The sequence below is a fragment of the Natrialba aegyptia DSM 13077 genome, assembly GCF_000337535.1.
Lineage (GTDB): Archaea > Halobacteriota > Halobacteria > Halobacteriales > Natrialbaceae > Natrialba > Natrialba aegyptia.
The window spans coordinates 137,080-162,965 of sequence record NZ_AOIP01000031.1; the positions used below are offsets into that span (position 1 = coordinate 137,080).

The 25,886-nt window shown below is 59.8% G+C and carries 22 protein-coding genes and 1 pseudogene; 14 read left to right on the forward strand and 9 right to left on the reverse strand.

Features of this window, described 5'->3' with window-relative positions:
* Window positions 1-34: 34 nt before the first annotated feature.
* Both C480_RS11820 and C480_RS11825 read right to left on the reverse strand, forming a co-directional pair.
* Entirely contained in the window at window positions 35-448 is a 414-nt protein-coding gene (locus tag C480_RS11820) for a pyridoxamine 5'-phosphate oxidase family protein (RefSeq protein ID WP_006665847.1), read from the reverse strand.
* 157 nt (window positions 449-605) lie between these two features.
* Entirely contained in the window at window positions 606-1,385 is a 780-nt protein-coding gene (locus C480_RS11825; RefSeq protein ID WP_006665848.1) for a glycosyltransferase, read from the reverse strand.
* A gap of 210 nt (window positions 1,386-1,595) precedes the next feature.
* Here C480_RS11825 and C480_RS11830 point away from each other — a divergent pair, with 210 nt between their 5' ends.
* Window positions 1,596-1,850, forward strand: coding sequence for a hypothetical protein (locus C480_RS11830; protein ID WP_006665849.1), 255 nt, complete (start codon window positions 1,596-1,598; stop codon window positions 1,848-1,850).
* Window positions 1,851-2,082: 232 nt separating this feature from the next.
* On the opposite strand, the gene C480_RS11835 is transcribed toward C480_RS11830, so the two are convergent.
* On the reverse strand, window positions 2,083-3,306 hold the full coding sequence (locus C480_RS11835) for a hypothetical protein (RefSeq protein ID WP_006665850.1): 1,224 nt from the start codon (window positions 3,304-3,306) through the stop codon (window positions 2,083-2,085).
* A 198-nt stretch (window positions 3,307-3,504) separates the two neighbouring features.
* Window positions 3,505-4,161 (reverse strand): helix-turn-helix domain-containing protein, encoded by a 657-nt coding sequence (locus tag C480_RS11840; protein WP_006665851.1) that lies wholly within the window; start codon window positions 4,159-4,161, stop codon window positions 3,505-3,507.
* A 165-nt stretch (window positions 4,162-4,326) separates the two neighbouring features.
* Between C480_RS11840 and C480_RS11845 the strand changes: the two genes are divergently transcribed.
* From C480_RS11845 to C480_RS11870, 6 genes are all read left to right on the forward strand, one after another.
* Window positions 4,327-5,526, forward strand: a complete 1,200-nt coding sequence (locus C480_RS11845; RefSeq protein WP_006665852.1) for an FAD-dependent oxidoreductase — start codon at window positions 4,327-4,329, stop codon at window positions 5,524-5,526.
* Between the two features lie 157 nt (window positions 5,527-5,683).
* Window positions 5,684-6,724, forward strand: coding sequence for a hypothetical protein (locus C480_RS11850; RefSeq protein ID WP_006665853.1), 1,041 nt, complete (start codon window positions 5,684-5,686; stop codon window positions 6,722-6,724).
* Between the two features lie 179 nt (window positions 6,725-6,903).
* A complete protein-coding gene (locus tag C480_RS11855) occupies window positions 6,904-7,347 on the forward strand; it encodes a DUF2085 domain-containing protein (RefSeq protein WP_049903618.1) in 444 nt (147 codons plus the stop codon).
* Between the two features lie 59 nt (window positions 7,348-7,406).
* The gene (locus C480_RS11860) at window positions 7,407-7,841 is read left to right on the forward strand and encodes a TM2 domain-containing protein (protein WP_006665855.1); all 435 of its coding nucleotides are present in this window, start codon (window positions 7,407-7,409) and stop codon (window positions 7,839-7,841) included.
* Between the two features lie 251 nt (window positions 7,842-8,092).
* The gene (locus tag C480_RS11865; protein ID WP_006665856.1) at window positions 8,093-9,433 is read left to right on the forward strand and encodes an FAD-dependent oxidoreductase; all 1,341 of its coding nucleotides are present in this window, start codon (window positions 8,093-8,095) and stop codon (window positions 9,431-9,433) included.
* 126 nt (window positions 9,434-9,559) lie between these two features.
* Window positions 9,560-10,270 carry a DUF2270 domain-containing protein gene (locus tag C480_RS11870; protein ID WP_006665857.1) on the forward strand — a complete coding sequence of 237 codons (711 nt, stop codon included), beginning with the start codon at window positions 9,560-9,562 and terminating at the stop codon, window positions 10,268-10,270.
* 462 nt (window positions 10,271-10,732) lie between these two features.
* On the opposite strand, the gene C480_RS11875 is transcribed toward C480_RS11870, so the two are convergent.
* Both C480_RS11875 and rdfA read right to left on the reverse strand, forming a co-directional pair.
* A complete protein-coding gene (locus C480_RS11875; protein ID WP_006665858.1) occupies window positions 10,733-11,707 on the reverse strand; it encodes an ABC transporter substrate-binding protein in 975 nt (324 codons plus the stop codon).
* Window positions 11,708-12,525: 818 nt separating this feature from the next.
* Window positions 12,526-13,152, reverse strand: coding sequence for a rod-determining factor RdfA (rdfA, locus tag C480_RS11885; protein WP_006665860.1), 627 nt, complete (start codon window positions 13,150-13,152; stop codon window positions 12,526-12,528).
* 790 nt (window positions 13,153-13,942) lie between these two features.
* Between rdfA and C480_RS24230 the strand changes: the two are divergent.
* The 5 genes and pseudogenes from C480_RS24230 to C480_RS11910 all read left to right on the forward strand — a co-directional run.
* A pseudogene (locus C480_RS24230) lies at window positions 13,943-14,121 on the forward strand (aldehyde dehydrogenase family protein); the annotation flags it as partial.
* Between the two features lie 94 nt (window positions 14,122-14,215).
* A complete protein-coding gene (locus C480_RS11890; RefSeq protein ID WP_006665861.1) occupies window positions 14,216-15,016 on the forward strand; it encodes an IclR family transcriptional regulator in 801 nt (266 codons plus the stop codon).
* Window positions 15,017-15,212: 196 nt separating this feature from the next.
* Complete coding sequence (gene rocF, locus C480_RS11895) at window positions 15,213-16,160, forward strand: arginase (RefSeq protein ID WP_006665862.1); 948 nt, start codon at window positions 15,213-15,215, stop codon at window positions 16,158-16,160.
* Window positions 16,161-16,276: 116 nt separating this feature from the next.
* The gene (locus C480_RS11900) at window positions 16,277-17,599 is read left to right on the forward strand and encodes a class-III pyridoxal-phosphate-dependent aminotransferase (RefSeq protein ID WP_049903620.1); all 1,323 of its coding nucleotides are present in this window, start codon (window positions 16,277-16,279) and stop codon (window positions 17,597-17,599) included.
* A 639-nt stretch (window positions 17,600-18,238) separates the two neighbouring features.
* On the forward strand, window positions 18,239-18,988 hold the full coding sequence (locus tag C480_RS11910) for an IclR family transcriptional regulator (protein WP_006665864.1): 750 nt from the start codon (window positions 18,239-18,241) through the stop codon (window positions 18,986-18,988).
* A gap of 9 nt (window positions 18,989-18,997) precedes the next feature.
* Here the strand turns inward: C480_RS11910 and C480_RS11915 are convergent, their stop codons facing one another.
* Window positions 18,998-19,786, reverse strand: a complete 789-nt coding sequence (locus C480_RS11915) for an enoyl-CoA hydratase/isomerase family protein (protein ID WP_006665865.1) — start codon at window positions 19,784-19,786, stop codon at window positions 18,998-19,000.
* A 202-nt stretch (window positions 19,787-19,988) separates the two neighbouring features.
* Here C480_RS11915 and C480_RS11920 point away from each other — a divergent pair, with 202 nt between their 5' ends.
* Window positions 19,989-21,116, forward strand: a complete 1,128-nt coding sequence (locus C480_RS11920) for an acyl-CoA dehydrogenase family protein (protein ID WP_006665866.1) — start codon at window positions 19,989-19,991, stop codon at window positions 21,114-21,116.
* Window positions 21,117-21,148: 32 nt separating this feature from the next.
* On the opposite strand, the gene C480_RS11925 is transcribed toward C480_RS11920, so the two are convergent.
* Window positions 21,149-22,009, reverse strand: coding sequence for a 3-hydroxyacyl-CoA dehydrogenase family protein (locus C480_RS11925; protein WP_006665867.1), 861 nt, complete (start codon window positions 22,007-22,009; stop codon window positions 21,149-21,151).
* A gap of 80 nt (window positions 22,010-22,089) precedes the next feature.
* Window positions 22,090-23,742, reverse strand: coding sequence for an acyl-CoA synthetase (locus tag C480_RS11930; protein WP_006665868.1), 1,653 nt, complete (start codon window positions 23,740-23,742; stop codon window positions 22,090-22,092).
* Between the two features lie 191 nt (window positions 23,743-23,933).
* On the opposite strand from C480_RS11930, the gene C480_RS11935 reads away from it, so the two are divergent.
* Window positions 23,934-25,634 (forward strand): acyl-CoA mutase large subunit family protein, encoded by a 1,701-nt coding sequence (locus C480_RS11935; protein WP_006665869.1) that lies wholly within the window; start codon window positions 23,934-23,936, stop codon window positions 25,632-25,634.
* The last annotated feature ends 252 nt before the right edge of the window (window positions 25,635-25,886 follow it).

Sequence of the window (25,886 nt, forward strand, 5' to 3'; positions counted from 1 at the left end):
GATCGGTGTGGGCCGTATTCCCGTCTGTGCCCTGTCAGTAGGTCTCGTAGGTCGTCGATCCTACGTCGACCCGAACGAGCGTGTTCTCGTCGTAGGCGTCCGGTTTCGCGCCGTATTTCTCGTTGATTCGCCGTCTCGCCGCTGCCGTTTCGGCGTCGTCTTCGATGACCGTTGCCGTCCCGAGTAGCGTCACCATCCAGCGCGTTCGGCCCTCGTCGTCCGCCTGTACCGACAGCGACACGCGCGGATTCGTCCGGATGTTCTCCAGCTTTCGGCCCGTCGTCACGAGTTCAACGACATCGTCCTCGTACCGATACCAGACGGGGGCGACGTGCGGGCGTCCCTCGACACAGGTCCCGAGATGGGCCATGAGCGGTTCACTCTCGAGAAGGTCCGCGACTTCTGGGGGGACAGTGGACACGATTCCGTGACCGACGAGGACGGCCAAAAGCGGTTCCCTGGCGGGTCCATGCCCGTACCCGAGACACAGTCGCTGACGCGCCACCCGGGCGAAGACGAACGCGAAGTTATACTGTCTGACAGGTGTCAATACGAAGTTGATCGAGAATTCGCGATCAATCTTCACGTAGTTCTGTCCGACAGTACTAGGACCGCAGTCGTTGCGCATCCAACCGAACGTAGTGCCAGAGCGTTCCCGTCAACCCCGACTCGGCGATCCGTCGGCCTGAACTCGCGACCAGCACGTCCGGGGCGTAGGCCGTCGGATACCGGCGTGCAAGCCGTCGACTGAACGCCGTATCCTCGTTTGGGACGGTCGGAAAGCCGCCGATATCCTCGAAGGCCCGCCGATGGACGAAGCAGTTGAATCCCGGCAATACGGGCCGCTCGAGGCGCGGAAACACGTGGTTGATCGTCGCCTCCATCACCTTCGCCCGCCACGGTCCCGTTATCCGACAGCGCGAACTCGCGCCTGCCAGCCCGTTCGCCTCGACGAAGCCGCACATCTCCGTCAGATAGTCCGCCCGGACCCGCGTATCCGCATCGATAAACGCGAGCCATTCGCCGCTTGCACGTTTCGCTCCCATATTGCGCGCCGTCGCGATACTCCCATGGTCCTCTTCGACGATCGTCGATCCGTACTCCCGTGCAATCGCGCGCGTCCCATCGTCCGAGTTCCCGTCGACGACGATAATCTCGAACTCGAGTGCGGTGTCGAGCGCGGCGAGACTCGAGAGCGTGCCGCGGATGAACTCGGCCTCGTTTCGCGCCGGAACGATAATGCTCACGGCAACACCGGATGACTCACCGGCAGTGCTATCGGTGTTGTCGGCAGCCAGTTCACTCGAGACGTCGATCATGTCTCGCTCTCGGTTCGCATGCGCTCGCATTCCGGTGTTCGCCTCGGTATCCTCGCTCTCGTCCACGTACTGCGCTCGGTTATCTGCCGTGAGTTTAGTCGTGACGATTGTGACTCTCGCCCATACATCATTAACATTTATTATGGTTGGGCGTAACGGTCCGCGTACAGATGCCACGTGTACGTGTAGCCGGCCTTCACGCAGCTCGTTCCGCCCGCTTCGACCGCCGAACGCTCTCGCCGAACCACATCACACACTCCACCCATCCCGACCGATATGAGCACACGACACTCACAGACGACTGATTCGACACCGACCGCGTCCAGCACTCGATCCACTACTCGGCCGCCCGTTCAAGCCGACTCGATCGCTCGCTCGCAATCGACCACCGCAAGTGAGCCGTCGACTACCGAGATCGAACCACCGTCCCGCGCACCCGCAACCTTCTCCGCCACTCACACCGACCGCCTTCGAAACCTCATCGACGAGTGGAACACCGCCTTCGCCGACGCCCACACCGACCGCGACTGAACTCGATCCAAACCGTCTTGGTCGTCTCCCTCTTACGATCGGCTGGCCGATGACGATACACCTGCTCCGAGCCGGACTCGGCACCCGGTAACGACGAGCCCTATGAGTGCCGAGGCCTTCGGCTTACGCGTAGTATCAGTCAGTTCTCGATCAACAGATCTATCGTGGGTTCCAGTAGCAAACGAGAACAGAGCCGTCAACGGAACCGCACGAAAATTCGTATCTCGGCCGTTCAGTTCGGATCAGTAGCCCGTCTGCGACAGGTGTCTCCTTCCGCCCAAACCGTTCCGTCCGGCGGAAGTTCCCAGAGCCCGAATAGCTTCGCTATAACACTCGGCTCCGCCGCCGATTCCATTCGATACATCTCCGGTGGGAACGGTTCCACTGCCGTATTGACCGAAAGCGAGAGTAGCTCACGCTCGAGGGGAACATCGTCGGGCAGCGTTCCGATCGGCTGGCCGTCTTCGTCGATCAGCCGACGGACGAACAGCCCAGAATTGACCTCCCGAAGCTGATCGCGGTCGTCGCGATATACGTGGAGGACGTAGCAGTTATCGGACTCACCGATAGTCGTTGCCACGTCCCTGTAATCGATCTCGGTCGTCTCGATAGAGGCGTGACCCTTGCAGAGGACGATATCACTGCCGCGTTCCCCGGGTGCGAATTCGCGAAACGGATCGACAATCGTGTTCCGCTTCCGTCGCCGCTCCGACCGCAGTTCAGCGATCGATCGGCGCTCGAACAGATACTCGTATGTCGAAATAGGGGGACCGGAATCGCACTCCGCGTACGTCGGTGCGGGGAAATCGCGTTCTCGAACGACCACGCTTCCGGTCGCCAGTTGCCGGACGTTCCACGCGGGAGCTCGTTTCGTCCGGTCCGCACCACCGAAGAAGTCGAACCACTCCAATCCAAAGACTGTTATCCACGGGAGCCGCTCGAGACCGCTCTCCGGAGGGCGGTCGGCGGGGAAAATCCGCTTCGGCCGGTCGTCGTAGATGTCGGCGAACGCGTACCAGGGATCGAACCGTTCTGATAACTCGAGGAACAGGGTCACGAGGAGTTCCGTCCGCTTTTCGACCGTCTCTCGAGTATATTCGTCGGTGTCGAATATCCGGGCAGGTGGTCCCCATATTCGGACGGGCGCTGAAACTCGCATCTCGGTCTCGAGAAGCCGAACGGATAACTGGTACTCGTGATTTTCGGGGCTCCAGAACTTGATTCGTCCACGGCCGACGGAACGGATTCGATCGACGAGAAACTGTAATTCGGCCGTTGTCTCCCAGCCACTGTATCCGACCTCGTCTTGTCCCCAGGTCCCGAAGACGAACTCCTGACTGCTGTCCGTCGATACGGTCGAAAATCCGCTATCCTGAATGCGCCGCACAGCCGACCGGACCGGCTCGCCGGGAAGCTCGTCCAGAAACAGGTGAATATGGGGGCGTAAGGCGCTCATTCGTGTGGTTTCGTTAGATTGCGCGGTATTATATTCGTAGGTGGTCTCGATGCTGTGTATAATACAAACAACACATTCCCAACTAAAAACCTACTGCGGCAGGATCGGTGTACCCGTAAGTCGTTCCTGTTCGAGTGCCGAGGCCCAACTACTACCGGAACTGTGATTCCACGGGCAGCGCTCGTTCATGCGCGACAATTACCGAACGAACGCACCGAACACGCTCTCCTCCACTTTTCGAAGATGCTCGCCCGCAGTTGATGTCGCAATTCCGACGACGTTCGCCACATCGTCGAGCGTGGACTGCCGAGGCGCACTGTAGTACCCTATCTCGACCGCTACTTCGAGCACTTCCCGTTGGCGCGTCGTTAATTGTCTCGTGAGCGCCGCTTCGTCCGGGTTGTAGTCGCCCGTTTCGACGACATCGAACGCGATAGCCGTCTCCTCGACGGAGTCGCGAAACAACTCTCGAAACGCAGCGTCGCTTCCCAGATACGTTATTCGGAGCGAACCGTCGGCGGTGAAGTAGATGGGCGTCTCGATAACGACGTTCGACTCGCGTTGACGTTCCAGCAGACATCGAGTCGCGTCCGTCGGTTCGAACTGACTGACGGCCATCCACCGATCCACCCCGGAGATGAAATAATCAACGACATGGGGGGAGTCCCTCATTATATCCTCGTATCGGTCCCGATCACCGCTCCCCTCGGCGAATAACAGTACCGTGTCGTCGGCGAGATGTTCGACGTGGTGAATCGCCTCCCGCTCGATCTCTGACGCGTTCGAGAGTGTCTCTCCGAGCGGGTGGAACGAACCGCTCTCGACGGGGTGAACGAGAACCGTGAGATATCGCATACGTACGAGAAGATACCCGGCGTGCTTTAAACCGGCGTAGATAGCCGGCAGCCGAAATTCGACGGTTCGATGCGAACCGACAGATATGGAACGAAACCAACTCGTTGGACGCCGCGAACACCTCCGTAGCGACGAAATGACCAGCAGTTCGTGCCGGAAGCGCCAATGACGACAGAGAGACCCGACATCGCTATCGTCGGTGGGGGGATCTGTGGGCTGACCACGGCGCTCGCGCTCGAACAGCGGGGATGGGCACCGACCGTATACGAGACCGCGTCCGAGTTCCGTCCAATCGGCGCTGGAATCCTGCTACAGACAAACGCGTTGCTCATTTTGGACCGCCTCGGAATCGCCGACCGCGTCCGAGAGTCAGGCGTTCCCCTCGAAGACAGTTCGATTCGGTCCGCGAACGGACAAGTGTTAACGCGATTCGATCTGGACCGCGTCGAACGGGCCGACTTCGGCTACGGCTTCGTGGCGATACACCGCGCCGAACTGCAGCGAATACTCCTTGAGGAACTCGATGCCGAAGTCAGAACCGGAATGGCGTGCAAAGCGGTGACTGACACGGATACTCCGGCCGTTCGATTTACCGATGGCACGCACATCGAACCGGACATCCTCATCGGGACGGACGGTATCGACTCCGTCATCCGGGACGCCGTCGCGCCGAACGTCGAACCGCGAGTGCTGGACAGTATCGCCTATCGAGCCATCGCAACGGTAGATTTACCCGAGCAGCACCGAACTCGAGGGATCGAGGTGTGGGGCGAGGGGACCTACACCGGTGGTGCACCCATCGACGAGGATCGGTTCTACTGGTTCGCTACGGCGTCGGAGTCCGCGGTGGAGTGGCAAACCGACTCGCAGCCGACGAAAGCGATGCTACGCGAACTGTTTTCGGCGTTCCCCGCTCCGATCCCCGCTGTCGTCGAGTCGATTGATACCGATACCGTGTTCAGTACCGATTTGGCGGATGTCCCGTCACTCGAACGGTGGCATCACGGGTCAGTCATTGTCGCCGGCGACGCGGCCCACGGAATGTTACCGTTCGCCGGGCAAGGTGCGGCACAGGCCATCGAAGACGCACTCACGCTGGCCCACGAAATCACTACGCGCGGAACGTCGGCGGCGGCCTTCGAGACCTTCGAGACCAAGCGAAAACCAAGGGCCGATCGGATTCGAGTCGAGTCCCACCATCTGGGGGCCCTGAGTACGATTCAATCGCGAGTCGGCACTCGAATACGAAATCTCTCAGTTAGAGTGCTTCCAGACGCAACTTTTCGGCGTGCCCGTCGACGACGAGCATTGCACACGTCACTTCCGGAGACTACTGACTCCGACCAGCACTTCGATATCCGGTAATAGGTGCCTGTTCGAGCACCGAAATCTTCTATTTCTCTACGCATCACTTCCCTAGGAGACTAAAATATCGATCCCGAGTTTCTTCTTCGCGACTACCAAGTAGACGGGAGATTGTCAGTACGGAAGATACATTATACAACCGAATAATCCCCAGCTAATGTATCTCTACACACCGGACGAAATCGATCGAGAACGAGCTCACCATCAAGCGGTCATACAAGGAGCGGACGATTTAGCCGTCAAACGCATCGGAAATCTCGGTGAACTCGCGTTCGAGCAGTTCTGTCGCGAGTATCTCCCCGTCGAGATGTGGGAATGGGAAAATGAAGAAGCGATCCGGCGCTGTAATTCGGAGAGTTTTTCCGGCAATGATTTCGACGTCTTCGGTTACGAAATAGACGTGAAAACCTCGAGAGACGTTTCTGCGTTTCGGCCGGCAAATCTCCTCGAAAATGACCCAGATGATGATATCATCGTGATGGTTTGGCATCGCGATAACGAAGATGCGCTCATCCTCCTCGGCTGGGAGCGGACTGAAACACTCGAATCGAAAGTCAGAACGCAGGGTGCGTATTCTGGTGACGAACCGAAGAAACTCGCGCATCTCGCTGCTCGCCCGATGAACGAGTTACAGGATTTAGGGCCGAACACGGCTCACATGAATCAGAAGCCACAGAACCCGTTCAAACCCGGTGATCGAGTGGTTAAAGCGGAGGATGCCGACGCATCGGTTGCCGTGGTCGTGGAGGTACTCCCACCGGAACAAGACGTCAATCTCTACGGTCAGACGATGGATGGTGAAGCAGTCTGCGTCGCATTTCCGAATACGCTCGACGACGGTCCAGGAAACTGGCGAGAGATCCACCCCGCGAAGCTAGCGTCTTACTGTGACGATCAGAATATCAAGCTCTACACCTACAAACACGCGAATCTCGAGTACCCCGATAACCCGTTCACGCCGGGCGACTACGTTATCAAACCGGATTACGACGATCCAGATCTCGCAGTCGTTCTTCGGGTTGCAGACGATGGAGATGACGATCGAGATATCACCGTCGCATTCTGTAAACACCTCGAGAAAGAGTTCGGCGAGCAGATGGAGATTCCACCGGCAAATCTCCGTTCGCGCTGTGACGAAGTCGGTGTCGACTCGTACTCCTACAATCACGACGAACTCTCTTTTAAACAACAGTATTAACCCACCACCGCTCTTCATTGGAAATGGCGGTAGACGGCCGTATAAACGACTATTGAACGGTACTGAGAGATCGGTATTGCTTTGGGTGCGTGGATGAATCAATCGATAGAACGTCGACGCAAACCGTCGGGATTCGTGAGTGCTTCGATCGGAGTACCCCATTTATCCGCTTCCAGACTATGAGGATCGATACGACGGAACTTCGAAAGGGACTGTCCGAAACGGGACGGTTCGTACTTTCACACCACGTGCCTGCCGAGTTCTATCGCTGTTATTCGCCCGTCGTCTTCGGTCGCCGAGTTCACATTTGCGCTCGATGTGCGGGCGTCTATCCGGGGATCGGGGCGGGGGTACTCGCCACGTTGATTGGCCCGGAGGTGACACCTGCTACCGTTGCGTTCCTGGTCGCGCTTTTGCCAGTTCCCTCCCTGGTCGATTGGAGCGTAACGACGTTCAGCAGTCGCCGTGGGTATAACCCCGTTCGGACGGTGACTGGATTCTTGCTCGGGTGTGGCTACGGACTGGCCATCGCGCATCTGCTGTTCGAGGCGATGGTCGGTCTCCTCGGGATCGGGGTCGGATATGCGATTCTTGCGGGAATACTGCTGTACTACTCGTGGTGATAGCGGTATCCAACAAGCAGCTATTTAAGACGAGTGTGTGAAGCACGGGCGAGAGCGGAATGAAGCACTGTAGCAACTGTGGGGAGCAACTCGACGACGGAGCGGATGTGTGTCCCAGCTGTGGGGTCGATCAGACGAGGCCTCTCGATGGCGGGCCCGACCGGTCTGGTGGCGAAAAGTACTGTGTCGAGTGCGGTGAGCGGATAAACGCACAGGCAGAGATCTGTCCGGAGTGTGGCGTTCGACAGCCCTCCTATCGCGGATCCGGTGTTGATTCGGATCGGCTCGCGGCGAGTATTTTGGCGCTGCTCCTTGGAACGCTTGGCGCACACAAGTTCTATCAGGGAAACGTCAAACTTGGCGTCATCTACCTGTGTTTCTTCTGGACGGGAATTCCTGGGCTTCTTGGCATTGTCGAGGGCATTCTGATGTTGGTTGCCGACGATATCGAATACGAAGAGAAGTACGCCGACGGAAGCCTGCTCGGAATGTAAGCTCCGTCGCTTTCGACTATCCGCGTGGAATCTGGTGAAACAGTGCCGGTAGCAACGGTAGTTCACTACCAATTTCTTTGAAGTGTATCTGTATTGTTCGAAGAGTATTCCGAGCTAACGCGCCTACAGGCTATTTTATCGCACAGCGTTCAACTGCCGACACGGGGTTCGACGATCGACGAAAATTCGATCGAAAAAACACGAGTTATTTGTCCGGAGGACAGTTATCGAGATGACTTTCCCAATCAATTATGTCTGGCAAGTACGACCTCATCATCGTCGGGGGCGGTATCAGCGGGGCATCACTTTTGTATGCAACCGCGAAGTTCTCCGATATCGACTCCATCGCGCTCATCGAAAAGGAATCGGAGACCGCGGCGATTAACTCGAACCACACGAACAACTCACAGACGCTTCACTTCGGCGACATCGAGACCAATTACACGCTCGAGAAGGCCGAGGAGGTAAAGGAAGGAGCGGAACTCCTTGCGGGGTACCTGGAGAACCACGACGCCGACCGCGAGATGCACGACAAGCGAAGCAAGATGGTTCTCGGCGTCGGCGACGAGGAAGTCGCACAGCTCGAGCGGCGCTACGAGGCCGAAGGCTTCGGCGATCTCTTCCCGAAACTCCAACCGATCGGCCGCGAGGAAATCGCCGAGTACGAGCCCAAAGTCGTCGAAGGCCGCGATCCCTCGAAGGACATGCTCGCACTGCAGACGCCGGACGGCTACGTCGTCGACTACGGTGCAACGACGAAGTCGTTCGTCGAGCAGGCCCGCGAGGAACCCAACGTCGACATCTACAGCGGCACGAAGGTCACGGACATCACGCCGACGCTCGACGGTTACACTATCGCCACGACCAACGGCCGCTTCGATTGTGACGCGGCTGCCGTCGCCGCCGGCTCGCACAGCCTCCAGATCGCGAAAGAACTCGGCTACGGCCAGGACAAGGTGTTGCTCCCCGTAGCAGGCAGTTTCTTCCTCGCAGACGATCTGCTCAACGGGAAGGTGTACACGCTCCAGATGAAGAAACTCCCGTTCGCCGCCGTCCACGGCGACGCGGACGTTCACGATTCGAGCATTACCCGCTTCGGCCCCACTGCGAAACTGGTCCCCGCCCTCGAACGCGGCCGTCTCTCGACGGTACGGGACTTCTTCGACGTATTCGGGTTGAACGCCGCAGCGTTCCTCAGCTACGCCAACATCCTTTCGGACCGGATCCTTCTCCCGTACGTTCTCCGAAACCTCGTCTACGACCTCCCCGCAGTCGGGCCGCGCGAGTTCCTCCCGCACGTCCAGAAGGTCGTCCCGAGCGTCGAACTCGAGGACATCGAACGGGCGAAGGGCTACGGCGGTGTCCGACCCCAGATCGTCGATACCAAGCGCAAATCCCTCGATATGGGCGAAGCAAAAATCGTCGGCGACGACATTCTGTTCAATATCACGCCGTCGCCGGGCGCGTCCACCTGTCTGCAAAACGCACTGCAGGACACGCAGACGCTCCTCGAGTTCCTCGACGACGAGTACGAGTTCGACGAGGAGGCGTTCCGCGCCGAAACGATCGACAACTTCCCCCGTCAAGCATAAGACGCCTCGCGGTCTGCAAACTGCCACTCTTTTCTCCCACCAAGGGCTTGAACCGCGCGTTGTGTTCCGGTCGATCCGGTGTCTCTGTTACTTATAGCGTGGCCGTGGTGAACAACAGTAGCTACCATGAGTGGAGACACCGGAGACGATCACACAGACACCAGTCACGACGAACTCGGGGACGAAATCGACACCGATATTTCGACGATGAGCGCCGTCCTCGGGGACACTTATCGAGGCGAATTGGATCGCGAGACGACCTGGCGGTCGAGACTCGACCAGACGACGACCTGGAGCGTCACCGTGATGGCTGCGATCCTCACCTGGGCGTTCTCGAGTGGCAACAATCCACACTACATTATTCTGATCGCCGTCCTGGTCGTAACGACGTTTCTGATGATCGAAGCCCGGCGCTACCGTGACTACGACGTCTACCGATCGCGTGTCCGCCTGATTCAGCAAAATCTCATCGCGGACGCGCTCGATCCCGCGGGTGAACTCGAACACGAGGATTGGCGACGAAAACTGAGCAACGACTACCGAACACCCACGGTGAAAATCACGCTCCTCGAAGCCCTCCGCAACCGACTTCGGCGAATCTACCTCGCGCTGTTACTCATCTTGTTACTCGCCTGGGTTTTCCGGATTACCGCATTTGCAACTGGAGACGGCTTTCTGACTGTGGCCAATGTTGGTTCCCTGTCAGGTGTCATCGTGACGGGGGTCGTTGGCGTCTTCTATAGTCTCGTGCTGGTCGTTTCACTGTGGCCTCGTGAACGCGAGGCGATGGGTGAGTTTAGAGGCGGTGATGCGGGAGAGTGGAAGGAGACGCAGTGATCCTAGTTCTCGAAGCCCCTTCCCATCGACAGATGCTTTCGGTTGGTGGCGCGGGTAGTTTACTATTGTGCCCTTCACATGTGATAAATCATATTCCACTATACGAAACAGCTGTAGTATGTACTTCACAGCTTCGGAGGATAAACCAGTTTTGCGTCGACTTCTCGTTGATCCGTGGCTACTTTCACCAACCTAGAGTCGGTTTAGACTTTCTTCGGGGACATCTATCGGACGAGCGTGAGAAAGTGTGTGAGTTCTGGGGCTGCTGAACAGTGCTGTCACTCTCGAGTGGCGGGCTCAGTGAGAGATCAACCGGTTAGTCAGGTTGGGATCAACGCCGAGACGGCGATTTTGACACAGTCGCCCGCGGTCAACATGGGCGCGAAGTTATGCGATGTACCGAAAGACAGCCTGCTGTGAACCGTGTATCATGTCACTGTCCAACAGTAGTTACGAGATCACTCAAAGGTCTCCAGAAACGATCTGGGCGACGCGCTCACGATCGAAGAGCGTCGCATCCTCAAACGCATTTGGATAGATGTCTTTCGCCGCTAGTTCGGTGTGATGAAAGTTGATTATCGGTCCTTGATCGAGGTACCCGGCGTTGTAGACGGCGTCGTTCTGCACCGCCCGTATATTGTTGGTGACCGAATGATCCTCCAAGGGTTCGACTACCTCTTCCCTGAACTTGGATTCGGATGCCCCTCCGTAGTTGCGTACCAGTAACGCTTCGGGATCGATTTCGAGCAAGGCTTCTGGACCGAGCGTGCCATCGTCGGAGTAACTGTAGTGGCCTATGTCCGTCTCGGCAAGTGCGCCACTCAGACCGAGATCACGCCACTGTTTGGTGCTGACCCCACCATCGTCAATTCGGAATGGGTGGAACGAGGTTCCTGACTTGCCGGCTGGGTAGACGAGCAAGGCAGTTGGTCGCTGGTCGGCCGGTGGCAATCGTTCCTCTATCGTTTCGAGCATCTGCTCGTGGAGTTCAACGAACGCTTGGTAACGGTCTTGGGCCTGAAAAACCTCGGCCATCAACTCGAAAGCCTCATAGAGGCTGTAGTAGCGATAGTCGTGCCAGTTATCGCTGTGACGACGAATGAAGCTCCCGAAAAAGGGACCGAGGTTGTTCGCGATTTCTTCGATGTCCGACTGGTCCCATCCGTACCAGAGTTTCAATATGTTCGGATCTATGAAATGGACATCGGCGTTCATGTCATAGAACAGTTCTTTATCGACATCGCTACTGACGAGATCTACGATATCGCCTTGGTTATGCTTAACTCCAGGAAGAGCGTCGAAGGCTTCGTTCGCGTAGCGGTCGTGGTTCTGAATCCCGAGCGTCTGTCCGCCGCCGAGTGCGAACGCCATGTCCGCGAAGGTCGGCAGTAGGGCGGTCCATCGCTCGGGAGGGCCCTCGAACTCGACTTCCCCCACCGGCTCGATTTCAGCAGTATAGCTGGTTCTATCGCCTGTTCTTTGGCCCAATTCCGAAGGGTCACCATTCAGACAGCCCGCGAAGACCATGCTGCCAACCACACTACTCGTCCCTAAGAACTCTCGTCGCGTTGATTCTACACGTCGCATAACGCCATATTTTAGGATGGCCTAAAAATACCTTTCGAGGTTCGACAGCATCAGAGCTGCTTACGATCCAGCAAGCGGAAGTGATGAATAAATCGCGGGCTCAGTTCATGGCTGACCCTTGCAAGTCGATTTCTGACTTCTATTACTCGGCTGACGAGTATGACAATTATCACAGCAAGAGGAACGTTATCCCAGATGGAACCAGAATCTTCCCAGATACTGTCAACAAAAGGCGTGCTGAAGACATAGTGGATGAGCGCAACAAGAGACGCCATTCCTTCGGAGCGCACGAACTGAATCATCCGTTAAGGCCGTCGACGTGTTCTTCGTCTGGTCCCCACTCATCATCTCGGATAACCATAATCTTCACGCGACACATTTGAGTAGCTCATCCCACATACACTACTGCTGCCATGTCATATACTAGTCTATGTTCTCAATAATATAGGTTGGGTTAAATACTGTCATAGAAAGCACTAATTCAACTCCTGGTTGCGGAAGGCGAATCACGAAAAGTAGGTAATCGGTGAGTGAATTCTAGTAACTGAAACGAGTTCAGATTGTCCTCGCTATCGGCACTACTGGAAAGCAGTACACACCGAATGGCACGATGGGATGTGCGGTCAGTGTAAAATCGTTTCAGGTGTTACTACCGCTCGGAACGGCGCTCACTCACAATCACAGCCACCCTGGTCGAGCAGATCTCTGATGGTATACTGCTGTTTGCAGTCCTCACAGGTTACCGTCACGTTCACGAGGACGTTGAACTCGCCGATGTCGAGTACGTCGCTTCGTTCGAGCTGTGCAACCGTGTCCTCTGTCACCGCCGCCGTCCGGTTTCGGAGGGCACCGAGTTTATCCCGACTCCGTTCGAGTCGCTCCTCGTCGCTCGGTGATTCGAGTGTCGTTTCGAGACAATCCGTCAGGTGGTTGTAGACCGTCTGGTGGGAGACGAAATCACTCTCCACCTCCTCGACCGGGATGGAGTCTCGCTCGAGTTCTTTTCTCGTCTGCACGCGGGTCCCGCTACTGACGTCGTCACCGGTCAGGAGTCGATAGGTGTTTTCGACTTCGCCGTCCTTGTACTGGAGCCCCGCTTCGTCGAGGGCCGCTTCGAGCACACGCTGATTGACGTGCGTTGCGAGATCGCGCGTGCTGTATCGTTCGTCCGTTCTATCGGTCCAGTAGCTGACGAGTTCATCGTCGAGTCCGTTCAGGTCGTACTGGGTCGTGATACGACCGACTTTGCAGCCACACGATGAACTCGCCGCTGTATCGAGAGTGCGCTCGGTCACTACTAGTGCGTAGTCGAGTCGGTCTAAAAAGCGTTCCGACCGTGGTATTTACACCAATACGGGCGTAATCGACCCCGTTTACGGGGTGTGGTCGCTGCATGATTCTCGGTGGTTTCGCACGAACGGCACTGGCAGGACACAAGTATACTAGTTAGTAGATATCTTTCCGAATACATACGGATAGTGCCATCATGTTTGAGCCGAGAGTCAGCAGGCGGGGTTTACATCCGTAGGATTGTAAATCTCAAACGGAACTCGAGTGCAGTCGGCAGATTGTGAGTGTATCGATGTGGATTTCTCGCGGTAGCGGCGCTCAACCGTGTTGATACGTAGTGGAGCTGTGGCGAGTGAATATACAATGGCCGCTCTCCCCTGTTTTGGCTCGACCACCTTCAGATTCGCGTTTCTTCGCGTTCCGGTATAGTAACACCTGAAACGGTTTCCACACCGATCGCACATCCATCGCGCGATCGGGTGTACGGTGGCTTTCAGTGACCCCTCTCACTCTCACTACGAGTGCAACTGCAGCAACCGCGTAGATTCCGGTCGATTCGGGTGTCGTTTGCAGTCCTCAAATAAATTGCTTTCAGAGATGACTTCGTCGGCCAGTATTCTCGATATCGTTCGTACTCGTCGTCTCTCAGCGCGGGTACCGTGTAGTCTACTCACGAAACCACGTGACACCTTGCAACCGCGGACGAGTTCTATTTCATAGTCTCAAACCGGCTATTCGTTTTTCGGGCCGAGGTTCCCCGTAGCACTTCTTGACCGTCGAATTACTGCTCAAGTGTGTCTCGGTACCGAAGTACACTTGCCCTTCGTCGGAGTCAAAAAGTCCGGCAACGGTTCCCCCTCGACCCGCGAAATCATCGAAATCATCACTGAGCGTACCGCCCAAACGATGAACGATTCCAAAGGCATCCGGACAGCTCGGGGCCTCTCGCCGACATGACCACGCAGGACGACTGAACCGTCTGGGTGGGCGGAACTGCCGACCAGGGTTCCCGTTCGAATCCGTTTGATAATCGCAAATACTTAAGCACCTCATTTCGTAGACACGGGTATGACAGCCGGTTCGACCGGGAACGACGGGCCACGCCGGATCAAATCGGTGCAGACAGCGACCGACGTTATCAACGTCATTAAACAGCAACAGGGCGGTACGCTGGCCGAAATCACAGCAGATCTCGAACTGACGAAAGCGACCGTTCACACGTACCTCCAGACGCTCGTTGACTGTGGCTTCGTTACCAGGGACGGCGACCAGTATCGACTCGGATTCCAGTTCGTGACGATCGGCGAACACGTCCGGAACGAAACCGACCTCTACATGGCCGGTCACAACGAGGTCGACGAACTCGCGGAACGGACCGGTGAATACACCCATCTCATCGCCGAGGAACGCGGCCGCGAGGTCGTCCTTTACGAGAGTCGTGGCGAGTTCGCCGTCGCGATGGACTATCATCTGCGGATGCGAGAGACGCCCCAGCATTTACACGATACTGCGGCTGGGAAGGCGATTCTCGCGCACCTCCCGGCGACGCGACGGGACGAAATCATCGCGAATCTGGAGTTCGAACGCCAGACGGCGAATACGATCACGGATGCGGCCGAGTTGCGGGAGACGCTTGCGGACATCCGGGACCGCGGATATGCACTCAACGACGAGGAGGAGATTCGGGGGATGCGAGCGGTCGGCGCGCCGGTGCTCGGCCCGACCGAGACCGTCGTCGGCTCGGTGAGCGTAACGGGACCAACGAGCCGGCTCCAGGGGGAACGGTTCCATTCGGCGGTGCCAAAGCAGGTCATCGAAACCGCGAATCTGATCGAGGTCGCCCTCGAAACGGCACAGTTTGACCGGTAAGCGACGGTTCGGCGTGGGGTGGATGTATCGATACCTCATTTAGTTTCCGGCGAGAGCGAACCTGTAGTGAGAAAAAAGATATATGATTGTGCCCCGGAGTCGTTCATACGATGGATATGGTTGCGATCGAGCAGGCGAGCGTCTTTCGGTCCGGTACCGTCACGAACAGAGATGAGGTCAGCGCAGGGCTGGACCGATGACGGGTGAATACGACGGAACGATTGCCCGAACGGTCCGCGTGCTCGGTGCGCCCCTCGATCTCGGTGCGAATCGGCGCGGAGTCGATATGGGACCCTCGGCGATTCGATACGCTGATATCGAGGCTGAACTCGCTGCTGCCGGCGTTGACTGTACCGACGCCGGCGATCTGGACGTCCCTCGACTCGAGACGAGTTCGGCGGCCAGCCGGGAATCGACGGGGAACGCGAAGTACCTGGACGAGATCGGGCGCGTAACTGAAACGCTCGCGACCGAGGTCGCCGGGACGATCGACGACGGTGCGGTGCCGCTCGTCCTGGGCGGGGACCACGCGGTCGCGATGGGATCGATGTTCGGAGCGGCACGGAACGCCGAGGACGGCATCGGGGTCATCTGGTTCGACGCCCACGGCGACTACAACACGCCCGAAACCTCCCCGAGCGGGAACGTCCACGGGATGCCGCTCGCTGCGGCTCACGGTCGCGGCGAGTTCGCCGATGTCGAGTGGGCCGAAACCCCGGCTGTGAGCGAGGAAAACACCGTTCTCGTCGGGATTCGAAGCCTGGACGACGAGGAGCGAGCGGCGCTGCGTGAGAGCGAGGCGACGGTCTTTACCATGCGCGAAATCGACGAACGCGGCATTACCGCCGTCGTCGAGGATGCACTCGAAATCGCGACCGACGGCGTCGACGGGATTCACGTCAGCCTGGACCTCGACTGGCTCGACCCGACGGTCGTTCCGGGTGTCGGCACGCCGGTCCGTGGCGGCGTGAACTACCGCGAAGCCCACGCGGCGCTCGAACTCGTCGCCGAGCGCGATCGGGAGGCGGAGTTGCTGCGGTCGATCGATGTCGTCGAAGTGAATCCGATCCTCGATCGGGACAACCGGACTGCCGAAGTCGCGGCTGAACTCGCTGCGAGCGCGTTCGGGAAGCGGATTTTGTAGTCTCTTCTCCGTTTCTCTGCTTTCCTTGGCTTTTCTACCGTCTTCTCGCGTCGGTTGTGCGTGTTTCGGGTCCAGAATCCACGTGTTTTAAGCACCCTGGTGAGTAGAACCAAGGTATGCAACGTGAGACAGCAGTGCCGAATGTAACGCAGTTGCCGGGACCGGTTGCATCCGAGTGGGTCGAGTACCACCAGCAAGCCGCTGCGACGAGTACGTACGTCTACGACTTCGTCTGGGATAGTACCGCCGACGCCGAGGGCCCCTTCTGTACGGACCCGGACGGCAACGTCCTTCTCGATTTCACGAGTCACGTTGCCGCCGCGCCGCTCGGGTACAACAACCCGCTGATCACGGACAAACTCCGCGAGTTCGATCTCGTCGACCCCCTGAAAATTGCTGGGCAGGACTTCTACGTGAGCACCGGCGGGACGCCCGAGGAGGCCGAGCTGCCGGGACCCGCTCACCTGATGAACAAACTGACCGAGATCACGGCTCACTACGACATGGATACCGTCTTCCTTTCGAACTCCGGCGCGGAGGCGGTCGAGAACGCGATCAAGGCGTGTTATGACCACTGCGAGCAGCCGAAGTACGGGCTGACGTTCGAGGGCGCGTTCCACGGCCGGACCCTCGGCGCGCTCTCGCTGAACCGCTCGAAGTCGGTCCACCGGCGTGACTTCCCCGAACTCAGCGGCATCCACGACGTGCCCCACAGTCTCGAGGGCGTCGAACGCCTCCGGGAGAAACTCGATCCCGACCACGGCCACATTCCACCCGAGCAGGTCGCCTTCCTGATCCTCGAACCGATCCAGGGCGAGGGCGGCTACCGCGTCCCCGACGGCGAGTTCATGCGCGCGGTCGACGACCTCTGTACCGAACACGACATTCCGATCATCGCCGACGAGATCCAGTCCGGCGTCGGTCGCACCGGCAAACTGTGGGCGTCGGATCACTACGAGTTCGAACCGGACGTGATCACGGCCGCGAAGGCGTTGCGCGTCGGCGCGACGGTCTCCCGATCCGAACTCTTCCCGGACGAGGAGTCGCGACTCTCTTCGACGTGGGGTGCCGGCGATATCATCGCCTCGATGCAGGGGACGCTCACGCTCGCCGCGATCGAGGAACACGACTTACTCGCCCACGCCGAACAGCAGGGCGAGGCGCTACTCGATCGGCTCGCCGATCTCGAGGCGGCACACGAGGCCGTCGTCGACGTGCGCGGCCTCGGACTCATGACGGCGGTCGAGTTCGATACGGCGGACCGCCGAGACGACGTCGTGGACGCGGCGCTGCAGCGGGGCTTGCTCACGCTCGGCTGCGGAACGAAGACGCTTCGATTGCTGCCGCCGCTCGACGTTCGCGATCGCGAACTGGATATTGCAGTCGACCTGCTCGGGGAGGCCGTTGCTGCGGTCGAGCCTGTTTCGTCGGCGAACTGAGACTCAGCGTCGGCGGGTGTCAACAGTCTCATCTGCGACCATTTCGAACCCGATTTGAGCGGTGAGAGTTCTGCTAGTGCCCGACTCGCTACTCGTCGCGGACTTTTCGAGAGCCATCCAGGACGGGAGAAGTTCCGATATGCCGTTTTGGGCAATTCCATATATCATCATGCACTTCATCATATTTCGTTCAATACGCTATCCGGTCGTTCATGGGGATCGCTCCCGCTAAACGATATATGGGAACGAGTGACACTCACCACTGATGAATACATGAGTACAATTGTAAATAACGCAGATGACTTCGACTACTGGGTCAACAGAGCCGTGCGTGTACGAGCGGTAACACTGAGAGACGGAACCAATTTCGGCACAGTCGGATAACCGAATACATGGCAGTACACAGTTGACAGCCGGTCTGCTTCGGAGAAGAAGTCATTCCCACTCGAGTTCGAATCCGACTCTCTCGGAAGAATATTTCCTTATGAATCCCACGTCCGGTATTGGAGAGAGGCTACCAATTCGACTCACTAGTCGTCGATTACCCTGAAAACAGGCACATCATTGACGCCGGGGCTGCCGAAATACTATCCGGTACAACCGAAACACTTCTGTGGATCGTCCGTCGTAGTCGTCGTCATGACAAACACCCCCAACCGGTCCGTCGAACGGGCCTTCAGGATCGTCGACGAACTCTCGGAAAACGGCGGCGGCCGAGCCTCCGAACTCGCGGCGCGACTCGAGATGCCGGTGAGTACCGTCCACGACTACCTGCAGGCGCTCGTCGAAACGGGGTACGTGACCGCCGAGGACAAGGAGTATCGGACCTCGACGCGATTTCTCGAGGTCGGCCACCGCCAGCGCCACCGGCTGGAGGTCGTCAAGGCCGTCCGCGACGAACTCGCGACCGTCGCCGACGAGACCGGCGAACACGTGACGCTGCTGATCGAGGAGCACGATCAGGCGGTGATCCTCGCCGTTCAAGAAGGGCCGGATGCGATCAACCTGTTCGCCTACCCCGGCGCGCGGATGCCGCTTCACGCGACGGCACCCGGCAAGGCGATGCTGGCTCACATGGACGACGGGCGCGTCGCTGAACTCGTCGATCAGGGGCTCGTCGAAGTAACGTCCCGGACGGTAACCGACCCCGACGTACTGCTCGAGCAACTCGAGACGGTCCGACAGCGGGGCTACGCGGTCGACGAGGGCGAGCGCATCGCCGGGATGGTCTGCATCGCAGCGCCGGTGCTCGACAAGCGCGAGCAGATTCAGGGTGCGATCTGCGTCTGCGGTCCGGAGAGTCGCCTCGGCGAGACGCGCCGTGAGGAAATCGCGGAAGTCGTCCAGCGCGCAGCGAACGTGACGCAGGTGAATCTGGATTACGTTTGAGCGACCTCGTTAGCGGCCGACGAATTCGGGGTCATCATCGCCGAAGAAGGCGTCGAGTCCGCGCCGGTAGTCCTCCGTTCGGGCCGCCGCGGCGATCGCGTCGGTCTCGGCCGCGAGCTGGGCCTCGAGTTCGCGACCGTAGCTCTCGGTCAGGAGTCGGCTCGCGGATCCGAGCGCCTGGGTCGGCCCTGCCGCCAACTCGTTCGCGAGTTCAGCAACGTGCGCATCGAACTCGTCGGTGGGGGCGACCTCGGTCGCGAGCCCCAGGTCGACGGCTTCCTCGGGGCCAATCGGCCGGTCTCGAAGGACGATTTCCTTCGCGTTTCGGAGGCCGACGAGTCGCGGGAGGAAGAAGGTCGAGCCGCCGTCGCCGGTCAGCCCGATACCGGGGTAGGCAAAGCGCAGGGTTGTGTCTTCGCCGAGGATGAGCAGGTCGGGCATCAGCGCGAGGCTGAAGCCGATTCCGGCGGCGATACCGTTGACGGCACCGACGACGGGCGTTTCGGACTGGTGGAACTGGACGATCGCCTCGTGGGCGCGGCCGGCGAGTTCGCGGAGGCGCGCGGCGTCGGTCTCGTTGCCCTCGAGGTGGGTGAGATCGGCACCGGAACCGAAGAACTGGCCGGCGTGGGTCAGCACGATACAGCGCGTCTCCCGGTCCTCGCCGAGGGTCGTCGCGACCGAGATCAGTTCGTCGGCCATCTCGAGGGTGAGCGAGTTCCGCCCGGCCGCGCTGTCGAGCGTCACCGTCGCCACGCCGTCGTCGTGATTGACGGCAAGGTTTTCGTAGTCAGTCATGTCAGTCAGCGATTCGTGACGGTGGTGGTTAACTGTTATCGTCCGTCGAGCGCGGCACCCAGCTGCTACCGTGAGTGTTGAGCGGCGGTGATTCGAGCCGGATCTGTTTCCGACTCTCCCGGAAACAAGGCATAGCGGTCGGTCCGATGGTTCGTTTCCTGAAAATCGGACACTTTAGTATCCCGCTCACGAATATTCGGCCATGGAACTGACGAGCGAACAGGAACTCGTTCGGGATACCGTTCGAGAGTTCGTCGAAAACGAGGTCGGGACCGACGTCCGCGAAGCCGACGAGACCCAGACGTTCCCCGAAGACGTGTGGGACGGGCTGGCCGAACTCGACCTGACGGGGCTTACGGTCCCCGAGGAGTTCGGCGGCATGGACGTCGACGAAGTGACCTACAGCATCGTCAACGAAGAACTCGCCTACGGCCACCTCGCGGTGGCGACGGCGCTGTCGGTCCACTGTCTCGCAACGTCGTGCATCCGCGAGTTCGGGTCCGAGAGTCACCGGGAGGAGTGGCTCCCCGAGATGGTCTCGGGTCGGCCCGTCGGCGCGTTCGCCCTGTCGGAACCCGACGCCGGCTCGAACCCGGCGGAGATGACGACGGAGGCCGTCCGCGAGGGCGACGAGTACGTCATCAACGGCAAGAAACAGTGGATCACGAACGGGGAGCGGGCGGGCGTGGTCGTGCTGTTCGCGAAGACGGACCGGGACGATCCCGAGACGGTCACCCAGTTCCTGATCCCGAAGGATGTCGACGGACTCGAGGTCGGCAAGAAGGAGGACAAACTGGGCCTGCGAGCGAGCGATACGACGACGCTCATCTTCGACGACGTGCGGATTCCGGCCGAGAATCGGCTGACCGAGGTCGGATCGGGACTCAAGGCCGCCTTTTCGATCCTGACCGGCGGCCGAATTGCGATCGCGAGCCAGGCGGTCGGCGTGGCGCAGGCGGCGCTCGACGCTGCGGTCGCGTACGCGAACGAACGCGAGCAGTTCGGCCAACCGATCATCGAGCACCAGGCGGTCGGCCACAAGCTCGCGGATATGCAAACCGACGTGCAGGCCGCTCGCCTGCTCACGCGGGACGCCGCGCGGAAAAACGAGGACGGCGTCGATCCGACGGCCGCGGCCATGGCCAAGTACTTCGCCAGCGAGGCGGCCGTCGACGTGGCCAACGAGGCCGTCCAGGTCCACGGCGGCTACGGCTACACCAAGGACTTCGACGTCGAACGCTACTACCGCGACGCGAAGATCACGACGATCTACGAGGGCACCAGCGAAATTCAGAAGAAGATCATCGCGCGCGAGCTGAAGTCGCGCTGAGTTGCGCCGCTTTTACGGTTGCAGCGGCTCTCTCAGTCGTACTCGTAGAAGCCTTGTCCCGCTTTCTTGCCCAGCTCGCCCGCCTCGACCTTGCGCTTCAAGAGGTAGGCCGGCTGGTACCGATCACCGAGTTCATCGTGCAGCGTCTCCGAGGCGTGCAGGCAGATGTCCAGGCCGATGTGGTCGGCCAGGGTGAGCGGGCCCATCGGGACGTTCGTCCCGAGTTCCATCCCCGCGTCGATGTCCTCCTTCGTGGCCACGCCCTCGTCGTAGGCCCGGATACCCTCGTTGATCCAGGGCATCAGAATGCGGTTCGTGACGAAGCCGGGCTTGTCGTCCGATTCCCACGTCGTCTTCCCGAGGTCCTCGGCGAACTCGTGGGCCAGGCTGAGGGCCTCGTCGCTCGTCTTCTCGCCGACGACGACCTCGACGCCCTCCATGATCGGGACGGGATTCATGAAGTGCAGGCCGACGACTCGCGCCGGCCGGTCGGTCGCGCTCGCGATCGAGGTGATCGAGATCGTGCTCGTGTTCGTCGCCAGCAGCGTCTCGGCACCGACGATGTCGTCGAGTTCGGCGAAGATCTCGCGTTTCACGTCGAGGTCCTCGAGCGCCGCCTCGACGACGAGGTCGCAGTCAGCGAGGTCGTCGAGGTCGGTCGTGCCCTCGATTCGGTCGCGGATCACGTGGGGGTCGTCCGGGAGGGCGTCCCGGTCGTCGAGGCGGCCGAGGCTCTCGTCGATCGAGTCGAAGCCGCTGTCGACGAACTCCCGTTCGATGTCGCGCATGACGACCTCGTAGCCGTTCGTCGCGGCGACCTGTGCGATGCCGTTGCCCATCGTCCCCGCGCCGACGACGCCGACGCGGTCTACCGTCTCCGGGGTCCGGTGCATACGCAGTCTCTGCTGTCACGAGCAGTATAAGTGTGCCGACTCGCCGGCTGAGCGAATCGACCGCGCGAACGCGAGGGAAGTTAGCCGTGCTGTGCCTGTTCCTGCTCGCGGAGTTCGATCCGCCGAATCTTCCCGCTCGAGGTTTTCGGCAACTCGTCGGTGAACTCGATCCGGCGGGGGTACTTGTAGGGAGCCGTCTCCGCTTTCATGAACGCCTGTAGCTCATCCGTGAGCTCCACGCTGCCCTCGTAGCCGTCGGCGAGGATCACGTAGGCTTTGACGACGCTCCCGCGCTCCTCGTGCGGACTCCCGACGACGGCCGCCTCGGCGACCGCGTCGTGGCTGACGAGTGCGTCCTCGACTTCGAAGGGACCGATCCGGTAGCCCGAGGAGATGATGATGTCGTCGGCTCGTCCCTCGAAGAAGAAGTAGCCCTCTTCGTCCCGTCTCGCGAGGTCGCCCGTCCGATAGAACTCGCCCGAGAGCTTCTGCTCGTCCAGATGGGGTTTCTCGTAGTAGCCGTCGAAGATCGCCGGCGAGTCGACGGGCACTGCGATTTCGCCGATTTCGCCCGCCTCGACTTCCTCCTCGTCGTCGACATCGATGATGGTCGCGCCGACGTCCGGCGTCGGCTTCCCCATGCTGCCGGGCTTGACATCGATCCCCGGATAGTTCGACACGAGCGCGACCGTCTCGGTCTGGCCGTAGCCGTCGCGCGGGGTCACCCCCCAGGCGTCCTCGATGCGCTCCATCGGCTCCCGATTGAGCGGTTCGCCCGCCGAAAGCGCATCGCGCACCTGGACGTCGTAGGCGTCGAGGTCCGCATTGGCCAGCATTCGGTACTGCGTCGGAACGGCACAGAGCTTCGTGACGCCCTCGGTTTCGAGCAGTTCGAGGAACGTCTCGGGCTTGAACTCGCCGTCGTAGATGAGCTGGGTCGCGCCGGTCGTCAGCCCGACGCCGACCGGGCTCCAGAACCACTTCGCCCAGCCCGTTCCGGTCGTCGCCCACAGGAGTTCATCCGCGAGTTCGGTCTCGTCATCGATGTTCCACCAGTGGGGCGCGTTGACCCGATTGAAGCAGTACATCCAGCGGTGTTTGTGCAGGACGGGCTTTGGCTTGCCCGTCGTCCCGCTCGTGTAGTTGATCGACATCGGGTCTTCGGCACCGAGGTCGGGACCGTCGTAGTCGGTCGGCTGGTCGGCGAGGACCGCCTGGACGGTGGTCCAGTGAGCGTCGTTCTCGCTCTCTCCGTCATGCTCATCTGCGAGCGCAGCGTCGTCTCCGTCCAGCACGATCACCCGCTCGATCGGCGTCTTCGAGAGCACCGGCTCGACCATGTCGGTCAGCGACTCGTGGACGACGATCGTCGTCGCGTCGCAGTCGGTCGCCCTGAACTCGATGTCGTTCGCCCGCAGCATCGACGAGCAGGGGACCAACAGTGCGCCCGTCGCCAGCGCGCCGAGTTGGATCGCGAACGCGTCCGGATGGCGCGGGAACAGGTGCATCACTCGGTCGTCCTTCTCAACCCCGAGTTCAGCGAGCCCGTTTGCAAACCGGTTCATGTCGTCTCGAAGGTCGGCGTACGTTCGTTCGCTTTGCGCGCCCGTCGCATCGCGGAAGTGAACGGCGACGCGGTCGCCGAACGACTGGGCGTGCTCGGCAACGCGCGCCGTGACTGTGTATGACTCGGGAATCTCCCATCCGTCCGCCGCGGTCGTATCGGTCGCCATGGACAGTAGGTATCACACCACATGTCTTTATGGTTTCGACACCGATTTCGAGCCGGTCCGATTCGGCTCGTCCTCGCCCTCGGTCGAAACCTCGGTCGAAACGGTCCGAGATGGCCGTCTCCACCGCCGGCGGACGACCGTTCAACGAGTAACAACAAGACTTTAGATTCCTGCCAGACATATCCTCACTAATGTTCGACCAGGAAGAGATAGACCGGATTCGCGAACGGCGCGAGCAGTGGACCGAGGAGACGCTCGACCCGACCCTCGACCACCACGGCGAGCGTCGGGATCGGTTCGCGACGGTCTCGAACCACGAGGTCGACCGCCTCTATACGCCCGACGACATCGCTGAACTCGACTACGAGGACGATCTGGGGTTCCCCGGTGAGCCGCCGTACACGCGCGGTCCGTATCCGACGATGTATCGCGGCCGTACGTGGACGATGCGCCAGTTCGCCGGCTTCGGGACGGCGGAGGAGACGAACGAGCGGTTTCACTACTTGATCGATCAGGGCCAGACGGGTCTCTCGACGGCCTTCGACATGCCGTCGCTGATGGGGATCGACTCGGACCACCGGATGAGTCAGGGTGAAGTCGGCAAGGAGGGCGTCGCGGTGGACACGCTGCGGGACATGGAAATCCTCTTCGACGGCATCGATATCGGCGAGGTATCGACCTCGTTTACGATCAACCCTTCCGCAGCGGTTATCTACGCGATGTACATCGCGCTGGCCGACCAGCAGGGCGTTCCGCGCGAGGAGATCCGAGGAACGCTGCAGAACGACATGTTAAAGGAGTTCATCGCGCAGAAGGAGTGGGTCGTTCCGCCCCAGCCGTCGCTCGAGGTCGTCACCGACACGATCGAGTTCGCCGTCGAGGAGACGCCGAAGTTCCACCCGGTTTCCATCTCCGGCTACCACATCCGCGAAGCGGGATCGACGGCGGCCCAGGAGGCCGCGTTCACCCTCGCGGACGGCTTCGCCTACGTCGAGGACTGTCTGGACCGCGGGTTGGACGTCGACGAGTTCGCGCCGCTCCTCTCGTTTTTCTTCAACTCGCACAACTCGATCTTCGAGGAGGTGGCGAAGTTCCGCGCCTCGCGGCGGATTTACGCCCGCGTCATGGAGGAGTGGTACGACGCCGAGCGCGACGAGTCGAAACGGCTCAAGTTCCACACGCAGACGGCCGGCCAGTCGCTGACGGCCCAGCAGCCGCTCAACAACATCGTTCGGGTGACGATTCAGGCGCTGGCGGGCGTCTTCGGCGGCACGCAGTCGTTGCACACGAACAGTTTCGACGAGGCGCTTGCGCTACCGACGGAGAAGGCGGTTCGAGTCGCCCTGCGGACCCAGCAGATCATCGCCGACGAGTCCGGCGCGGCCGACATCGTCGATCCGATGGGCGGCAGCTTCGCGATCGAGAAACTCACGAACGAGATGGAAGCCGAGATCATGGCCTACCTCGAGGAGATCCGGGAGATGGGCGACGGGTCGATCCGCGACGGCGTTCTCGACGGGATCGAGCAGGGGTACTTCCAGCGGGAGATCCAGAACTCGAGCTACGAGTACCAACAGCGCGTCGAGCGCGGCGAGGAGGTCGTCGTCGGCGTCAACGAGTTCACGATCGAGGAGGATACGTCGCCGGAGATCCTCGAGATCGACGAGACGACGCGGGATCGGCAACTCGAGCGACTCGAGCGGGTCAAGCGCGAGCGCGACGACGAGGCGGTCGAGGCGGCGCTTGCGGCCCTCTCGGACGCGATTCCGACGGACGAAAACGTCATGCCGTACATCGTCGATGCGGTCAAGACCTACGCGACGATGGGCGAGATCATGCAGGTGTTCGAGGATCATCACGGTGCGTATCAGGAGGAACTCAGCCCGGTCTAATACTGATTCTACAAACTATCTGCTGTAATGATATATTGGGGAGGAGAGAACGAAGCTGAGTACTGCCGTTGAACTCAAGACTCACCGTCACTTGCCCTTGTACGGCATTATAGTGGCGAAATAGGTGAGGAAACCGATCGTGAATGAACGACAGGACGAGTGAACGGAGAAACGATCAGAGTCGCGTCGAGACTCCTTGAGCTGCGTATAGTATTGCGGAGATCAGATNGAGGAAACCGATCGTGAATGAAC

Excerpts from the sequence above, each read along its gene's own strand:
- C480_RS11835 (WP_006665850.1), bottom strand. The coding sequence starts at position 3,306 with ATGAGCGCCTTACGCCCCCATATTCACCTGTTTCTGGACGAGCTTCCC.
- rocF (WP_006665862.1), top strand. The coding sequence starts at position 15,213 with ATGACGGGTGAATACGACGGAACGATTGCCCGAACGGTCCGCGTGCTC.
- C480_RS11870 (WP_006665857.1), top strand. The coding sequence starts at position 9,560 with ATGAGTGGAGACACCGGAGACGATCACACAGACACCAGTCACGACGAA.
- C480_RS11855 (WP_049903618.1), top strand. The coding sequence starts at position 6,904 with ATGAGGATCGATACGACGGAACTTCGAAAGGGACTGTCCGAAACGGGA.
- C480_RS11925 (WP_006665867.1), bottom strand. The coding sequence starts at position 22,009 with ATGCACCGGACCCCGGAGACGGTAGACCGCGTCGGCGTCGTCGGCGCG.
- C480_RS11860 (WP_006665855.1), top strand. The coding sequence starts at position 7,407 with ATGAAGCACTGTAGCAACTGTGGGGAGCAACTCGACGACGGAGCGGAT.
- C480_RS11920 (WP_006665866.1), top strand. The coding sequence starts at position 19,989 with ATGGAACTGACGAGCGAACAGGAACTCGTTCGGGATACCGTTCGAGAG.
- C480_RS11850 (WP_006665853.1), top strand. The coding sequence starts at position 5,684 with ATGTATCTCTACACACCGGACGAAATCGATCGAGAACGAGCTCACCAT.
- C480_RS11900 (WP_049903620.1), top strand. The coding sequence starts at position 16,277 with ATGCAACGTGAGACAGCAGTGCCGAATGTAACGCAGTTGCCGGGACCG.
- C480_RS11890 (WP_006665861.1), top strand. The coding sequence starts at position 14,216 with ATGACAGCCGGTTCGACCGGGAACGACGGGCCACGCCGGATCAAATCG.
- C480_RS11930 (WP_006665868.1), bottom strand. The coding sequence starts at position 23,742 with ATGGCGACCGATACGACCGCGGCGGACGGATGGGAGATTCCCGAGTCA.
- C480_RS11915 (WP_006665865.1), bottom strand. The coding sequence starts at position 19,786 with ATGACTGACTACGAAAACCTTGCCGTCAATCACGACGACGGCGTGGCG.
- C480_RS11865 (WP_006665856.1), top strand. The coding sequence starts at position 8,093 with ATGTCTGGCAAGTACGACCTCATCATCGTCGGGGGCGGTATCAGCGGG.
- C480_RS11830 (WP_006665849.1), top strand. The coding sequence starts at position 1,596 with ATGAGCACACGACACTCACAGACGACTGATTCGACACCGACCGCGTCC.
- C480_RS11840 (WP_006665851.1), bottom strand. The coding sequence starts at position 4,161 with ATGCGATATCTCACGGTTCTCGTTCACCCCGTCGAGAGCGGTTCGTTC.
- C480_RS11845 (WP_006665852.1), top strand. The coding sequence starts at position 4,327 with ATGACGACAGAGAGACCCGACATCGCTATCGTCGGTGGGGGGATCTGT.
- C480_RS11935 (WP_006665869.1), top strand. The coding sequence starts at position 23,934 with ATGTTCGACCAGGAAGAGATAGACCGGATTCGCGAACGGCGCGAGCAG.
- C480_RS11910 (WP_006665864.1), top strand. The coding sequence starts at position 18,239 with ATGACAAACACCCCCAACCGGTCCGTCGAACGGGCCTTCAGGATCGTC.